Raw genomic sequence first — 16,111 nt, 5'->3', positions numbered from 1 at the left:
AACCTCAGTGCTGGAACAGCATCGCGGAGAAGGTCGCGCCGTTCCCCGAGCCGACGGCCGCGACGAGGTAGTGGTCACCTTCGCGCAGCAGTCCGCCGTCGAGCGCCGTGCGGTAGTTGGCGAACGCGTCCGCGCAAAACACGTGGCCGCCCGTCGCCACGTTCGACAGCACGACACGCTCCAGGGGATAGTCCAGCAGCAGGCACAACCGTTGCCAGGTAACCACATTGACGTTATGCGGGAGTATCAAACGGATATCGTCCAGCGCGAGCCCGGCTTCGGCGACCGCCTGCCGCATCACCGAGGCCAGCGCGGGCCGGTACTCGCGCTGGAACCGTTCGGTGGTCTCGCCGATCTCGATGTCGAACTCGCCGCGCTGGTGGCAGACGTAGGAAAGCAGCCGGTCACGCTGCCCGGTGGTACTCACCAGGCACGCGGAGGCGCCCTCGCTGAAGATCGACGTGCCGGGCAGCAGCTGCGCGTCGCGGGTGAACGCCTTCTCGCCGGTGAGGACCACCGCGAGTGCGTCGGGCCGCGAATCCTCCGCGAGCAACCGCCCGGCAAGCTCGACCGCCAGCAATCCGCTGGCGCAACTCTGTTGTGTCACCGTGAACGTGGACGCGTGTCCGAGGCCGAACTCGCGACAGACGTCGTGCAGCGGGTTTTCCGGATAGGGCACGACGACCGGCATCGCTCTGCCGTGGATGACATAGCGAACCCGGTTCTCGTTGCCGCCCAGGGCAGTGAGCCCGTGCAGCGCGCAGCGGAGCAGGTCGTGCAGCGAACGGTTCCGGTCCAGCCGGACCTCGTCGAGGCCGTGGAACCGGCGGAAGAGCTTGACCTGCATGTCGGTGAGCCCGAGCGGTTCGGACAGGTCCTCGATGGGCACGCTCGTTTCCGGTGTGTACACCGACACCGCGTCGAGTGCGGTCATACTCCGAATGACACCACGCCTTCCGGGGACCGTCAACGTGTGTCACCATTGCCGGATGTCGCGATTCCTGTTCGTGGCGCTGCCGTTGTCCGGCCACCTCAACCCGATGCTCGCGATCGCCCGCCTCTTGATCCACAGTGGACACGAGGTGGTGTGGTGCGGTCCGGAGAGCGTGCTGCGCCCGCTGGTCGGTCCGGACGTGCCGGTCCACCCGACGGGTGTGCGCACCTACCGCCGGCCCGCCGACACCGGCGCGGCGGGGTTGGTCGCACTCTGGGACGGGTACCTGATCCCGTTCACCCGCTTCACCCTCGCCCCGGTCGACGCCGCGGTCAGCGCGTACCGGCCGGACGTCGTCGTGGCCGAGCAGTACGCACTGTCCGGCGCCGTCGTGGCGCACCGGCGCGGTCTGCCGTGGGCAACGGTGTGCACCGGGGCGCTGGAGCTGGCCCCGCCACCGGAACTTCCCGCGTTCGCCGAGATCGTGACCGACCGGCTGGCGACGGTTCGCACGGTGGCCGGCCTGCCGGCCGACGAGTCGTTCGACCCCCGGTTCTCGCCACACCTGGTGCTCGCGCTGACCACCCCGGGCCTCATGGGTGGCACCCCGCTGCCGGACAGGTGCGTCCTCACGGGCGCGGTGCTCGGCGAACGGCTGAACACTCCCGACTTCCCCTGGCAGGAGTGGGATCCCGGCCGCCGGCACGTGCTGGTGACGGTCGGCACCCTGGTCGGGCACCTGATCGGTGACTTCTACCAGCGGATGGCCGCCGCGCTCGCGCCCATGGCGCGGGAGGTGCAGGCGGTGTTCGTCACCTCGGGGATCGCGGGCGACGGGTTCCCGGACAACGTGATCGCCAGGGAGCTGGTGCCGATGCTCGACCTGCTTCCCCAGCTCGACGCGGTCGTGTGCCACGCCGGGGGAGTGGCGCACGAGGCGCTCGCCAACGGTGTTCCCATGGTCGTGGCCCCGGTCCGTGCGGAGCAGGTGGCCGTCGCCCGTCAGGTCGTCGATGCCGGCGCCGCGGTCGAGGTCTCGATCCTCGACGCGAGCGTGGCCGAGCTGGCCGCAGCGGTGCGGGCCGTGCTCGACGAACCGGACTACCGCGGACACGCTGAGCGGCTGGCCGACGAGTTCGCGGCGGCCGGCGGTGCTCGTGCCGCCGCGGCGGAACTCACCGCGCTGGCCTCCGGTGTGGACGCCGCGGCGACGGCGAAGGCAGGTGGGTGATGGCGTTCCCCTCGGCGCAGGAACTCCGCTGGGCCAGGCAGCGGCGGGAGCACGTGCGGCAGGCGGGCAGCCAACTGGAGATGGTGCTCCCGCTGCGGGAGGGGACCGGTTCGCCGCTGTTCTGCGCGCCACCCCTGGTCGGGGTGAGCTGGTGCTACCTGGCGCTGTCGCAGCGCATCCGGTCCGGGAACCCGGTCTTCGGCCTGCAGTCACGGGGGCTGCGCAGGCAGGAGCCACTGCCGGTCGACATGGCGGAGCTCGCACGTGACTTCGCCGACCAGATCCGGCGCGTCCAGCCCGACGGCCCCCATCACCTGTTCGGCTGGTCCCTGGGCGGCAACATGGCCCACGCGATCGCCGAGGAACTCGAGCGGAGGGGTCACGAGGTGGGGCTGCTCGTGCTCGGTGACGCGACCCCGGCGTTGCCCTACAGCTTCGGTCGCGCCGCCGACAACGCCTGGCGCGTCTGCAACTTCGTGCTCAGGGAGTTCGGCTACCAGCCGGCGATCGCGCAGGACGAGCCGGAACCCGAGGCCCGGCTTCTCGCGTTGGTCAGGGCGCGGCCGGGTCTCGGCTTCGACTCGTGGCCGGACGAGCGGGTGCTCACGTTGCCGAAGGTGGTGCGGAACAACCTCGCGATCTCCCAGGCACACCGGCCGGGCCGGGTGAGCTGCCCGGTGCTGTTCCTGTCCGCGACCCGGAAGCAGCCACCGACGGCGAAGAAGGTCGCGTCCTGGCGACCGCATGCCGGTGGTGCGATCGACGCCGTCGACGTCGACTGCCTGCACGAGCACATGCTGTTGCCCCAACCGGTCCAGCAGCTGGCCGCGGCGATTTCCGCGCGGTTACTCTAGCGCGCCCCATGCGGGCGTGCGAGCGTGTGAGGAGAGCCTTTTCCTCTGTCCTACCAGGAGGTTCCGTGAGCAACCTGCGTGCCGCACTGGCAGAGGACATGCGGGTGGGTGCCGGCAACGTGCTGCTGATGTTGGCGGAGCACGGGGCTGACCGAGACCTCCCGAGGATCAGCTTCGACACCGACGTGGACGGCATTCCCGAATGGACGCCGTTGTCACTGTCCACTTTGACCGAACGGGTCGCCGCGCGGGCGGCGTGGTTCGCCGCGCGCGGTGTGCGGCGGCGGGACCCGGTGGCGATCTACGTGACGGCGTCGGCCGACGTGCTCCTCAACTTCTTCGCGCTCACCTGGTTGGGGGCGATCCCGGCGCTGATGAACGGCAACATGCCGGTCGAGGTCGCCGCCGAGTACGTGCGGCGGCTGCGTTGCGCCGGGGTCCTCCTCGACGCCGACCACGACGGGCTCCGCGAGCACGACCTCGGGGCGCCCGTCCTCGGTGACGCCACCGAGACCGGCACCGGGGACCCCGCCTCGGCGCCGCCGCACTTCCGGCACGCCGGTGAGGACCCGGTGGCGATCACCCACTCCTCCGGCACCACCCGGATGCCGACCGCGGTGGTCCACTCGCACCACAGCCTGTTCGCGGCCATCCGCGCGGTCCGGCTCACCGAGGCACGGCCCTACGGCCAGGTGCGGGAGCTGTCCGCGCTGCCCGCCGCGCACGCCGCCGGCGTCATCGTGATCAACCAGGCGCTGTGCAACGGGTACCAACTCCTCTGCCTGTCGGCACAGGGCGGCTCGTTCGAGCACAGCGGTGAGAAGATCCTGGACGTCATCGAGCGGTGGCGCCCGACGGGCGTCTTCGGGTTCGCGGTGACCTGGGCGGAACTGGCGAGGTTCGACCTGTCCACCCGGGACCTCCGCTCGGTGCGCGTCTGGTCGAGCACGGGGGACTGCGCGCACGAGACGCACGTGCGGAACCTGATCGCGGCCGGCAGTCACGTCGAGTGGACGAGGGACGGCATGGTCGAGGTGCCAGGCTCGAAGTTCATCGACATGCTCGGCTCCTCCGAGATGGGCCACAGCGCGTTCTACGTGACACATCGGCTGGGCAGCGACCGCTACGACCGCTGCGTCGGCAAGCCGTACCCGTTCGCCGAGGTGACGTTGCTGGACGTGGAGACCGGTGAGGAGGTGCCGGTCGGACAGGTCGGGCAGTGCGGGCTGAAGGCGCCGACGGTCGCGCCCGGCTACTGGAACGACTCGGCGGCCACCTACCGCAGCCGGCTCGGCGGTCACTACCTGACCGGCGACCTGATGTACCGGGACGAGGACGGTTACTACTATCAGGTCGACCGGGCAAGTGACGCGGTCGACCTCGGCGACGGGAACTGGCTCTACACCGCGCTTTCCGAGGAACGCATCCTCACGAGGTGCGCGGATGTCCGGGACTGCACGGTGGTCGCGACCACGGCGGCCGACGGCAGCCCGATCGCCGACGTGCTGCTCGTCCTCCACGACGGAGCCGATCCCGCCCGCGATCGGGGCGACGAGGTGCGTGCCGGAATCGGTTCGGCGGCCGCGGGCGTCCTGCGGCGGATCGACGTGGTCGACGACGACGCGGTGGTGCTCGGCCCGACCGGCAAGGTGCGCAAGTTCCTGATGCGCCAGCGGGTCCTGGCGGCAGCGGCAGAGAGGTAGGAGCGGAGGTCGTGACCGGATCAGGTGGCGAGCTTGCCGTCGGGTTGATGCGCGAGCTGCTCAGCGCCGATGGCAGGCGAGACCCGTACCCGATCTATGCCCGGCTGCACGAACTCGGGCCGGCGGCCGCGCTTCCCGCCGGCAGCCGGTACGCCGCGATCGTCCACGGCTACGAGGCGGTCGGCCAGGCGTTGCGTGACGACAACCTCCGCGTGCTCGACGCGGCCTACCTCGACCGGACCAGCTCCCGGTGGCGTGCACACGCCGCCGTACGCACGCTGCAGAGTTCCCTGTTCCACGCGGGCGGGGAGAACCTCGCACGCGTTCGCCGCCTGTTCGGCCGGGCGTTCGCGCCCGCCAGGGTGGCCGCGATGGAGCCGATGGTCGACCGGATCACCGGCGAGCTGCTCGACCGGCTCGCGGCGCTCGGAGCCGACGGCGCACCGGCGGACTTCATGGCCGAGTTCGCGCTGCGGCTGCCCCGTGACGTGATCGGCGAGCTGTTCGGGGTGCCCGAACGTGACCGGGACTGGTTCCCTGCCAGGGTCGAGGCGTTCGACGCGATGATCGAGGTCGGTCAGCGCCCCTACCGCGAGGTACTGGCCGCCGACGTCGCGGCAGAGGAACTCGGCGCGTACTTCGCCGACCTGCTCGCCACCCGCCGCGCGCACCCCCGCGACGACCTCGTGTCCGCACTGGCCTCTTCGGACACCGCACTGTCCGAAGAGGAACTTCTGGCCAGCATCATCATCGTGTTCAACGGCGGGTTCCGCACCACGTCGAACCTGCTCGGCAACGGCCTGCGCATCCTCCTCGACCACCCCGGGCTCGCCTCGGCTCTGCGCGACGACCACGCGCTGGCCCCGGCCTACGTCGAGGAGGTACTCCGGCTCGAACCGGCGCTCCACTTCGCCACCCGTTACCCGGTCGAGACGACCGAGATCGCCGGCGTGGCCGCGCCGGCGGGGCGGCCCGTCCTCATCCTCACCGGCGCCGCCAACCGGGACCCTGGCCGCTTCCCCGCCCCCGACCGGTTCGACCCGGCCCGCGCGGACAACCACCACTACTCGTTCAGTGCGGGGCCGCACTTCTGCATCGGCGCGGCCCTCGGCAGAGCGGAAGGACGGCTTGCGCTGCCACGCCTGCTCTCCCGCTTCCCGGAGCTCACGCTCGCCGCCGAACCCGGCGCCCGCAGGCACCTGATGCTCCGTGGGTACGACCGCCTGGCAGTGCGCACGACCGAGCCGTCCGCGGCACCCGTCCGATAACTGGCGGCAGCCATCGACACACCAGCGGTCGCTACGTCCCGGGCGGTGGGTCGGTGAGCACGGTGGCCGCGTAGTCGTGCAGTGCCTCGCGGTCCGGCTGGCCGGTCTTGCTGACGAGGTTCGCCACGTGCTTTTCCACCGTGCGTGGCGAGATGTGCAGCCGCCCGGCGATGGCCTTGTTGCCGAGCCGGCCGACGAGCAGCTGGAAGACCTCGTACTCGCGCACGGTCACGCCGTGCGCGCGCAGGGCGGCGGGCACCTGGTCCGCTCCGCCACGCCGCTGCCGGACCGCCGCGCCGGTCTGGCGCAGGAGTGCCCGGCACGCCCTGGCGATCGCGGGCACGTCCGCCTGGTGGAAGTACTCCTCGGCCCGTCGCAGCCACGCCTCCGGCTCGCCCCAGCCGTCGGCGGCAGCGGCCTCGGCGACGAGGCGGAGGCCGAGGTGGGTGGGCACCGGGTAGAGCGAGCCGGCCGCCAGCGCGGCCGCGACCGCGGCTTCCGCTTCGGCAGGTCTGCCCGCGCGGCCGAGGAGGACCGCGTGTGCCAGGTGGACGAACTGGTTGTTCCACCGCATCGTGCTCATCACCGACGCGCTGATCTCCTCGTACCCCGGCCAGTCCGCGGCGCCGTCCACCACGTCGACGAGCAGCTCCAGTCCGTACCGGCCGGCGATGCAGAACGTGGTGGGGTTGTTGCGCGCGGCGCCCCGCAGCCGGGCGAGTGCGTCGCGGGCGCGCGGACGGTCCTCGTCGAGCAGCGCGCAGAAGGCGTCGGCCAGGCCGAGGAGCAGCGGTAGGTCCGGCGATCCCTCCTCCTGCCCGCGGTGGAACTCGGCGGTCGCATCGGCCAACTCCTGCCGTCGCCCGCGGTGTGCGGCGAGCACCGCCCTGGTCAGCTGGAGGTTCGCGGCCACGTGGTCGAGCCGCAGCCGGGTCGCCGCCGCCCAGCACGCGTCGGCCAGCTCGGCCGCCTCCGCGAACCGTCCGCTCAGCACCGTGTGCAGCGCGATGGTCGCGTCCACCACATACCCGATGGTGATCGCGCCGACCCGCAGCGCCTCGTGGCGGACGCGTTCCATGCCGGTGATGTCCCCGTCGGACAGCCAGTCGTTGCGGGCCAGCTCGACGAGCGCGTAGATCCGCCAGATCGGCAGCCGGTGCTCCTCGGCGAGCGTGCGGGACCGGTCGAAGCAGGCGGTGGACGCGGCCAGGTCCTGTGCGCGGGCCACGGTCCCGATGGTGAGCCAGGCCTGGCACTCGGTCGCAGGCAGTCCGGCCCGCTCCGCGGCGGCGACCGCCCGCCGCGCCAGCCCCTCGGGATCCCGGTCGCGGTCGGTGCCGGGCAGCTCGAGTGCGAGGTCGGCGGCGACGGCGTAGAGCGGCGCGGCGTCGGAGTCGGCGGGGTCCGGACCGAGCAGTGCCCGTGCCGTGTCGACCTGCGCCAGTCCGTCGGCTGGGCGGCCCGCGACCTTCGCCACCCAGGCCAGCCTGACGTGCAGCCCCGCTCGCCGCGCGGTGCCCAACCCAGCGCCTCCCCACCGGTGCACCCCCTCGACCAGCTCGAAAGCCCGGTCGAACCGGCCTGCCTCGGCGAGTGAGTACAGCAGGGACTCGAGGATCTCGGCGCGGGTGCTGGTCGCGTCGGAGTCGGCGAGCAGCTCGTCGGCCCGTTCGAGGAGCGTGATCGCCGAGCTCGGGGCGCCGTCGGCGAGCGCACGCCTGCCGGCCTCGGCGAACAGTCGTGCGGCGCCCGCCCGGTCGCCGGTGTGGCACCGCAGCGACGCCACGAGCTGGCACCACTCACCGGGCAGGCCGGGGTGGATGGTCTCGATCGCGTCGGCGGCCCGGGCGGAAAGGTCGGCCCGGTCGGTCGGCGTGATCATGGCCAGCAGGGCTTCGCCGGTCAGCGGGTGCTGGAAGGAGTACCAGTCGGGAGCCGGTTCGTCGGCGGTCACGAGCTGTGCGGCAACGCCGGCGTGCAGGTGGCTGAGTACCGTGCGGTCGTCCATCCCGGTGACCCGTTGCACCACCGACAGCGGGAAGCGGCGACCGAGCACCGCGGCGACCGAGAGCAGCATTCGCGCTTTCGGCCCGAGGCGGTCGATGCGGTTGGCGATGCTGCGCACCAGGGTGGCGGGCACCTCCCTGCGTGGCTCGTCGTCGACCTCGTGCCATCTGCCGCCGCTCTGGATCAGCAATCCGTTGTCGACCAGTCCGCTCAGCAGCTCCTCGATCATGAACGGGTTGCCCGCGCTGTCCTGCCACAGCCGCAGGGCCGCCCGCCTCGGCACCGCGTCCGGCTCGACCTCCAGGCAGGACGCGACGAGCCGGTGCACGTCGGCGACCTCGAGTCTGCGCAGGTCCAGGATGGTGGCCGACCCGCGCTGTGCGGCGGAACCGGCGAGGTCGAGCGCGGCACACGGTTCGCTGCGGACGGTCGCCAGCAGCACGACCGGCAGCCCGTCGAGGTTGTCGACCAGGTATTCCACCACGGCCAACGTCTCGGCATCGGCCTCGTGCAGGTCCTCGAGCACCAGCAGGCAACCCCGGTCCCTGCCGAGGGTCGCGAGGAGCCGGAGCACGCCTTCGGCGAGCACGACCACCGAGCCCCCATCCGGCTCCGGCTCGCCCCGGCTCCAGTCGGGGACGAGCCTGCCGAGCACCGGCCGGTACGGGCCGAGCGCCTGCTCGTCCGGTGGGTCACCGCTGCGGAACAGCGACAACAGCGCCTCGGCCAGCGGCCGGAACGGGACAGTCGGGCCGATCGTGCTGCCCCGCCCGCGCATGATGCGCAGCCCTTCGGCGAACGCCATGCTGGTGGTCTCGACCCCGAGCCGGGACTTGCCGATGCCGGCCTCCCCGACGATGAACACCGAGGTCCCGCGCGCCTCGCGGGTGCCGGCCACCGCGCGGGCCAGGTCGGCCAGCTCGCGGTCGCGGCCGACCACCAGTGGAGCGCGAGTCTGCATATCGTGACCCCAGTGTCCTCACCGAGCCGGAAAGCTGTTCTCCAGCAAGAGAACCGACGGAACCCGATCAGCGAAACCCAGTCTTAGCAAACCATAACCGATCCCGGCGAGACCGGTCAGCAGTCCGGGGGAGGGCACCCCGTTCGGTGTGCCGCAGCGCGGTCCGCCCCAGCCCAGCGCGCCCATGGCCCGTGCCGCGTAGTGCACCCGCGCCTCCGCCGCGCCGGTGTGCCCACGCCGCGCGAGGACCGAGAGGGCCTCGGCGATGCCCAGTTCGCCGTGACAGAGGCTGGCGTCGCGCAGCGGCCGGCGCTCGGCCAGCACGGTCACGACGTCGTCGACGGTCGCCGGGTCGAGGTCGTCGGCGGCGAGCACCAGTCCGGACAGGCCGGTGCACCACCCCAGGTTGTCCCCGGCGTCGCTGACGTCGCCGACGACGGGCAGTGGCGCGGCCGCGCCGAACCGCCGCAAGGCGTGTGCGACCCCCGCCGAGCCGTCGGCGAACCCGGTCGACGGATGGCCGCTTCGGCCGGCGCCGGCGAGCCGGGACGCGAACGCGGTCGCGGCATGGTGGGCCGAGGTGAGGCCGGTCTCGGCGTGCACCGCGAGCATGGTCAGCAGGCCACCGGCGTCCCCGGTCGCGACGCCCGCCGGACCACGTTCAGCGCGGTCGGCGAGCGGGCCCACCAGGTCGACCGCTCTCGTCAGCCAGTCCATGATCTCGGGGTCGCCCAGCAACGTGGTCATGCGGGAGAGCGTGTAACAGAGCCCGCCGAGGCCGGCGAAGCCGCCGGGCCCGAGGACCCCCGCCAGCCCGGGGTCGGCGTCGAGGGCGGCCAGCAGCCCGGGGACCGGCCGGAGCGCCTTTCGCGCCAGCGCACGGTAGCGAGCGGTGTCGGTCAGCGTGCCGAGCTGCGCGAGGAACAGGGCGACGCCGGGGTAGCCCTCACCCAGCCGCGCGCCGAGCGGGGCGAGCGTCCAGTGCCGGCCGTCGGTGAGCTCCAGGCCGAGCCAGTTGGCGCGGTGCTCGTCCTGCAGGGACCTGGCGACGAGCTGGTCGGCGATGCCACAGGCCGCGGCCAGCAGCGACGGTGCGTCCGGCACCGCGGCGGGAGCCGGTTGGGACGCGTGCTCGCCGCCCCGGTGGTCGGCCGGGCCTGCGCGGGTGGCCATATCGGCGGCGATCAACCATTCCTGGTCGAGGCGGTCCACCTCGTCCATGGCCGCGATCTTCGCGGCGACCGCGTCGAGACCGGACGTGTCGAACAGGTCCGCCACCTGTTCGCCGTCCGGGGTCCAGGCGTCCCGCGAACACGGCCTGCCGACGAACGCGGGTACCGCTCCCGACACCAGCGCGGCGATCTCGGCCTCGACGAGCCGCCGGTCGGGTGAGCCGGTCCGCAGCCGCTCGAAGAAGCGCTCGCGGTCGCGGTCGTCCCGGAGCAGGTCGGGCCGGGTGGACTCCGCGAGCAGCGTCGCGTAGTCCCCGGTGGGGCGGACGACGACGCGGATCTCGTCGTCGCGGCAGCGTTGGAGCAGGCCACCGGCTCCGGCCAACTCGTCGCGGTGCGCGTCGATCGCGTCGTAGCCGGCGCGGAACCCGGTGAGCAACGCGAAGCGGTACTCGGCCGGGTCGACGTCCCGGTCGCCCAGCCGGGGACGGCCGGGGCCGTACGCGAGCGGCCGCAGGCCCGTGCGGATCACCGACGAGCGCAGCGCGCGCGTCGCCGGGTCCTGACCGGGGGCCGCCGGTTCGAGTGCGGGGTGGAACAGGGTTTCCACGTCGACGAGGACCGGCTGGTCACCGGCCGCGACCAGGGTCTCGTGGTCGAGGTCGACGGCGTCCACGGCGTACAGCAGCGCGAGCAGGGCGCCCTGGCGGCGGTAGAACCGGTCGACGTCGACGACGCTCGCGCAGGGCCGGTGGGGGACGAACTCGACCCACCCGTGGTGGGGGCGGACCACGGTGGTGACCGGCCGCAGGGCCAGGCCGGGGACGGTCTTGTTGAGCCAGCTGGTGAGCTCGCCGAAGTGGCGCAGCAGGGCGGGGGAGCGTGGTTGGTAGACCACGGCGCGGCCGTCCGCGAAGCGCAGTACCGTCCGCCCCCGCCGTCCGCCCGCCCCCACCTCGCGCAGCGGCCCGGGATCGACCCCGCCGAACAGCACCTCGACGATCGTGTCGCGGTCGGCACCGAGCCGGTCGAGCAGCCGCAGGTGCGCGTCGATCGCGCGGAGGCAGGTCTGCGCAAGGAGTCTTGCCAGGACCGGGTACTCGGCTAGCAGCGCGGCGAGCCCGGCGGTGTGCCCCAGCCTTCTGTCGACGAGTTTCGTCAGCTGAGCGTCGAGCAGGCCGGTGAACTGGTCGCACACCGGGGAGAGGTCGATCAGCTCGGGTGACCGGGGCGCCCCCCGAGCCACTCGGTCCCGCGCCTCGTCGAGCAGTGGCCGGAGCAGCGGTCCAGCCGGCTGCGCCTGCTCGATCGCCTGCTCGACGAAGTCCGCCCAGTCCGGTCGGCTGGTACTGGTGGACGGAAGGCTCACGCGTCGATCCTGCCACCACGGGGGGTCGCGGCACATGGGGGCGCGGCCCCCAGATTCGCGATCAACCGGGGGCGGCCGAAGTTGGGGGTGTCGCGCCGATGCGTGGTGGGCGGGGCGGGGGCAGGCTGGTTTCGTCAGGTCAACCGGGAGGAGCGGTCGTGGACACTCGACCGGGTTCGCGCACATCCGTCGAGATCCTCGCCTCGGACCCGGTGCTGCGGGCCGGGGTGGAGTCGGCGCTCCGGCTGTGCGCGCAGGTCACCACCGACGGCCCGCCCGCGGTGACGGTGATCGCGGTGGACACGATCGACGAGCGGACCCTGCGGTTGGTCCGGGAGACCGACCGGCGTGGCGTCCTGCTGGTCGCGACCTCCGTGGACGCGGCGGGGACCCTGCGGGCCATCGAAGCGGGGGTCAACGGCGTGCTGCGCCGGGCCGAGGCCGACGCGGAGGGCCTGGCGGCCGCCGTGCTGGCGGTCGCCGACGGCCACGGCAGCATGCCGCCGGACCTGCTCGGCGAAGTCATGGCGCGGCTCGGGAGGCTGGACGCGAACCTGTCGCACCGGCGGTCTGCTCCGGTGCTCGACGACCGGGAGAAGGCCGTCCTCCTGATGGTCGCGGACGGCCACGAGACGGTGGAGATCGCCAAGGCCCTCGCCTACTCACCGCGCACCGTGACCGGCATCGTGCACGACATCACCCACCGCTTGCGCCTGCGCAACCGCGCGCACGCGGTCGCGTTCGCCCTGCGGGAAGGGCTCATCTGACTCAGATGATGCCTGCTCGCACCGCGTAGGCCGCCGCGTGCGCGCGGTTGCGGAGCTGGAGCCGGCCCATGAGGTCGTGCAGCACGTTCTTGACCGTGTGGTGCGAGCAGGACAGCATCCGTGCGATGTGGACGTTGCTGTGGCCGTCCGCGATGAAGCGGAGAACGTCGATCTCCCGTGCGCTGAGGGCGATCCCGGCCGGACTGTGCTGCGTGAGTTCCCGCATACCGCCGACGCTAGTGGCCGGCGGCGGCCGGGACAGTCGGGAACGGCCCCCATATTCGCACTCACGCCGGGGGCAGGAAGTCGGTGAGGTGCGTGCCCACCCCGCGCGCCACCGCCTCGACCCGCACGAAGTCGGCCAGCGCGATGTCCAGTATCCCCAGCCCGAACGGCGAGAACACCGTCACCCGGCGGGGATCCCGGTCGTACGGGCTCGACCCGGCCAGTACGTCGCCGAGCGCGGCCTGGATGAAGTCGCGGTGACCGGCCAGCCGCGCCGCCAGGTCGACGGAGGTCGCCTCCCGGCACACGTGGTCGGCGTCGTCGACGACGTTCACCACGTTGTCCTTGTCCAGCAACGCTTCCGGCTGGATGTCGCGCAACGACAGGTGCAGCACCAGGCTGCCCGGCAGGCAGTGGGCCAACCCCGTGTGCGGCACCCCCGCGGTGGTCGCGAAGCTGATCAGGGTGTGCGCGCCGAGCGCGTCCTCCAGCCGGTCCGCCACGGTGGCCGCCGGGCCGCCCGGTTCCCGCGCGCACCGGGCCGCGAACGACCGCGCACGCTCCTGGCTCAGGTCGAACAGCGTGACCTCGGTCAGGCCGGGGTTGGTGGTCCTGAGGAACCGCAGCACCTCGAAGTTGATGACACCACACCCGATCAGCGCGACGCCCCGACCGTTCGCCGAGCCCAGTGTCGCCGCGGCGAGGGCCGCACTGGCCGCCGTCCGCCGTGCCGAGATGGTCGAGCCCTCGACGACCGCCAACGGTTGACCGGTGTCCATCGAGTTGAGGATGATCGTGGCCGACGCCCGAGCGACACCGGCGGACACGTTGCCGGGGAACGACGCTATCCACTTCACCCCGGCGATCCGCTGCTCGCCGCCGACGCGGGCGGGCAGTGCGATGATCCGGTCGCGTGGCTGGTCCGCGAACCGGAGGAAGACCGAGTGCGGCAACGAGGTGTCGCCACGCGCGTGTGTCAGGTAGCAGCGCCGGACCAGCTCGACCACCGCCTCCTCCCGACCGTCCAACACGGACCGAACCGGCTCGTTGCCCAGGATCAACACGATGCCGCCTCCATCTCGCCCGCCTTCCACAGGTGCGACACGTCCCCGAAGTTGGTGCTCACCCAGGCGTCGTCGTAGATCGTGTCCAGGTAGCGCTCGCCGCGGTCGGGAAGGACGAGCACGCAGTTCGCGCCGGCCGGGATGCGCTCCCGCATGGCCGCGACGGCCGCCACCGCCGCGCCGGAGGACCCGCCCGCGAGCACCGCCTCCTCCGCGACCAGCCTGCGGCAGCCGACCAGGCAGCCGAGGTCGTCGACGTGCACGACCTCGTCGGCGAGCCCTTCCCGGAACAGGGGTGGGCGGACCGAGGCGCCGTGGCCGGGGACCAGCCGCTGTCTCGGGGTGTCGCCGAAGATCGCGCTGCCTGCCGCGTCCACGGCGACGATCCGCACCGCCAGCCCGTGCCGGCGGGCGAACTCGGCGCACCCCCGCAGCATGCCGCACGAACTGGTGGGGCAGAACAGGAAGTCGAGCGGGCCGGGTAGCGCGTCGACGATCTCCCGCATCGTGGTCTCGTGCGCCCGCGCGTTCAGCAGGTTGGCGTACTGGTCCGGGCAGTAGGCGTGTGGGGTGGCGGCCACCAGCTCACGCACCCGCCGGATCCGTACCGGCAGGTACTCGCGTGTCACCGGGTCGGTCTGCCGCACCACCTCGACCTCCGCGCCGTACGCACGCATGATCGCGACGTTCTGCGCGTTCGCCCGCGGGTCGACCACGCACACGAACCGGATGCCGAAGTAGCGGCAGGCCTGGGCGAGCCCGATGCCGAGATTGCCGGAGCTGGATTCGATCACCACCGACCGGCCGGGCACCAGGGTGCCGTCGCGGACCCTGGCCAGCAGCATGGCGAGCGCCGACCGGTCCTTGACGCTGCCGCCGGGGTTGGCCGCCTCCAGCTTGGCGTAGACCCGGAACGGGCTGCGCGCCTCGATCCTGGTCAGCTCGACGAGGGGCGTCGCCCCGACCGTGGCGAGCACGCCGGTGGTCGGGGGCTCGGGTGCGCTCGCGAGCGCACTCACGACGACCGACTTGCCGCCTGCTCCATAGACCGGCGCAGGCTCAGTGGCCGCATGTCGGTCCACACGGTGGCGATGTGGGCGAGGCACTCGTCGCGGCTGCCCTCGATGCCCGCCCTGCGCCAGCCCGGCGGGGGTTCCCGGTCGGCGAGCCAGATCGAGTACTGCTCCTCGTGGTTGGCCACGACGCGGTAGGTGCGCTCGTCCATGGTGTCCTCTGCCATGTCAGGCCCTCTCTCACTGTGCGACAAACTCCGTGTTCACCGCCCTCGGCTCCTGGCCGCCGAGGGTGGGCGCGGCGCGCACCGCACGATTGACGGTCGCGACCATGGCGATGGAAACCATGAAGATCGTGAGCACCCACACCGTCGGCCGGGTGCCGAGCCACCCCAGCAGCAGGCCGCCGACGAGCGAACCGAGCGGGATGGCACCGAAGGCCACCGTGCTCGCGGCGCCGATGACCCTGCCCTGGATCCGGTCCGGGGTGACCGCGAGCTGGTAGGCCGAGACGACGACGTTCCACACCGGACCGACGAAGCACATCAGCGCGTACACCGCCCCGAGCAGGTACGGGTCGCGGACCACGAGCACGAGCGGCACCAGCGCCGCCCACACCCAGTTCACCCCGATGACGACGACCTTCATGGACAGCCGGCGTTCCGCGGCGGGCGCGACCAGTGAGCCGAGCACGCCGCCGACCGCCGCGATGCCGAACATGAGCCCGATCGCGCCGGGGGTCGCGCCGAGGTCGGCGGCGATCACGATGACGGTCAGGAACAGCGCCTGGAACAACAGGTTGCTGCCGGCGACCAGGATCGTGGTGGTGCGCAGGAACGGCTGGCGCGCCAGCCACCGGATGCCCGCGGTGAGCTCGGTGCGCATCCGCTTACGCTCCCCGGTCCGCGCCACCTGGAAGTCCCTCTTGATGAGCAGCAGCGTCGCCAGCGAGACGAGGTAGGTGAGCGCGTCGAACAGGAACGGCACCACGCGGCCGATCCCGAACAGGAGACCGCCGAGCGGCTGGCCGAGCATCATCGCGCCGCGCTCTCGTGCCTCGTTGCGGGACAACGCGACCGTCAGCTGGGAGGAGTGCACCACGTGCGGCACGGCGGCCGAGCCGGCGATGCCGTGTGCCACCGACAGCGTGCCCTCGATGATCCCGGCGAGCAGGATGTGCGGCAGGAACAGCCGGTCCGCGGCCAGCGCCACGACGATGCTGGCGATCGTCAGCGCGCGCAGCACGTCGCACCAGATCATCACCCGCTTGCGGTTCCACAGGTCCACCAGCATCCCGGCGGGGACCTGGACCAGCAGGTGCGGCAGCATCGTGACGAACCCGACGAGCCCGGCGGCGACCACCGACCCCGTCAGTGACAGCACCAGCAGCGGGTAGGCCATGCCGGAGGCCCGCGAACCAAGGATCGACACCGCGGTACCGCTCCACAACAACAGGAAGTCACGGTTGTGGCGCAGCGGTGGGACCGCATCAGTCATGGGGTCGATGCTGGTCGAGCCCCGGCCGAGGGCGACAGAGACATTC

The 16,111-nt window shown here is 72.3% G+C and carries 13 protein-coding genes; 5 read left to right on the top strand and 8 right to left on the bottom strand.

Going from position 1 to position 16,111, the window contains the following annotated elements:
- Positions 1-4: 4 nt before the first annotated feature.
- Positions 5-934, bottom strand: coding sequence for a 3-oxoacyl-[acyl-carrier-protein] synthase III C-terminal domain-containing protein (locus VET29_RS23210; protein ID WP_324923933.1), 930 nt, complete (start codon positions 932-934; stop codon positions 5-7).
- Between the two features lie 55 nt (positions 935-989).
- On the opposite strand from VET29_RS23210, the gene VET29_RS23205 reads away from it, so the two are divergent.
- The 4 genes from VET29_RS23205 to VET29_RS23190 all read left to right on the top strand — a co-directional run bounded on the left by VET29_RS23205 (position 990) and on the right by VET29_RS23190 (position 5,990).
- Positions 990-2,165: a glycosyltransferase gene (locus tag VET29_RS23205; protein ID WP_324923931.1), complete on the top strand. Its 1,176-nt coding sequence runs from the start codon at positions 990-992 to the stop codon at positions 2,163-2,165.
- Positions 2,165-3,019, top strand: coding sequence for a thioesterase domain-containing protein (locus tag VET29_RS23200; protein WP_324923929.1), 855 nt, complete (start codon positions 2,165-2,167; stop codon positions 3,017-3,019). The genes VET29_RS23205 and VET29_RS23200 overlap by 1 nt, the downstream gene beginning before the upstream one ends.
- Positions 3,020-3,084: 65 nt before the next feature.
- Entirely contained in the window at positions 3,085-4,722 is a 1,638-nt protein-coding gene (locus VET29_RS23195) for a class I adenylate-forming enzyme family protein (RefSeq protein ID WP_324923927.1), read from the top strand.
- An 11-nt stretch (positions 4,723-4,733) separates the two neighbouring features.
- Positions 4,734-5,990, top strand: a complete 1,257-nt coding sequence (locus VET29_RS23190; RefSeq protein WP_324923925.1) for a cytochrome P450 — start codon at positions 4,734-4,736, stop codon at positions 5,988-5,990.
- 31 nt (positions 5,991-6,021) lie between these two features.
- On the opposite strand, the gene VET29_RS23185 is transcribed toward VET29_RS23190, so the two are convergent.
- Together VET29_RS23185 and VET29_RS23180 are read right to left on the bottom strand one after the other, a co-directional pair.
- A complete protein-coding gene (locus VET29_RS23185) occupies positions 6,022-8,958 on the bottom strand; it encodes a helix-turn-helix transcriptional regulator (RefSeq protein WP_324923923.1) in 2,937 nt (978 codons plus the stop codon).
- 18 nt (positions 8,959-8,976) lie between these two features.
- Positions 8,977-11,499, bottom strand: coding sequence for a type 2 lanthipeptide synthetase LanM family protein (locus tag VET29_RS23180; protein WP_324923921.1), 2,523 nt, complete (start codon positions 11,497-11,499; stop codon positions 8,977-8,979).
- A 158-nt stretch (positions 11,500-11,657) separates the two neighbouring features.
- On the opposite strand from VET29_RS23180, the gene VET29_RS23175 reads away from it, so the two are divergent.
- Positions 11,658-12,266: a helix-turn-helix transcriptional regulator gene (locus tag VET29_RS23175; RefSeq protein WP_324923919.1), complete on the top strand. Its 609-nt coding sequence runs from the start codon at positions 11,658-11,660 to the stop codon at positions 12,264-12,266.
- A gap of 1 nt (position 12,267) precedes the next feature.
- On the opposite strand, the gene VET29_RS23170 is transcribed toward VET29_RS23175, so the two are convergent.
- From VET29_RS23170 to VET29_RS23150, 5 genes are all read right to left on the bottom strand, one after another.
- On the bottom strand, positions 12,268-12,492 hold the full coding sequence (locus VET29_RS23170) for a helix-turn-helix transcriptional regulator (protein WP_324923917.1): 225 nt from the start codon (positions 12,490-12,492) through the stop codon (positions 12,268-12,270).
- A gap of 61 nt (positions 12,493-12,553) precedes the next feature.
- Positions 12,554-13,555, bottom strand: coding sequence for a 2,3-diaminopropionate biosynthesis protein SbnB (gene sbnB, locus VET29_RS23165; RefSeq protein WP_324923915.1), 1,002 nt, complete (start codon positions 13,553-13,555; stop codon positions 12,554-12,556).
- Positions 13,549-14,574, bottom strand: a complete 1,026-nt coding sequence (sbnA, locus tag VET29_RS23160) for a 2,3-diaminopropionate biosynthesis protein SbnA (protein WP_324923913.1) — start codon at positions 14,572-14,574, stop codon at positions 13,549-13,551. Before sbnA ends, sbnB begins: the two co-directional genes overlap by 7 nt.
- A complete protein-coding gene (locus VET29_RS23155; RefSeq protein ID WP_324923911.1) occupies positions 14,571-14,795 on the bottom strand; it encodes an MbtH family protein in 225 nt (74 codons plus the stop codon). The genes sbnA and VET29_RS23155 overlap by 4 nt, the downstream gene beginning before the upstream one ends.
- A 13-nt stretch (positions 14,796-14,808) precedes the next feature.
- Entirely contained in the window at positions 14,809-16,065 is a 1,257-nt protein-coding gene (locus VET29_RS23150; RefSeq protein ID WP_324923909.1) for an MFS transporter, read from the bottom strand.
- Positions 16,066-16,111 lie beyond the last annotated feature (46 nt).

This window comes from Actinophytocola sp. (assembly GCF_035634895.1).
GTDB lineage: Bacteria > Actinomycetota > Actinomycetes > Mycobacteriales > Pseudonocardiaceae > Actinophytocola.
This window is presented reverse-complemented; position numbering and strand designations above follow the sequence as displayed.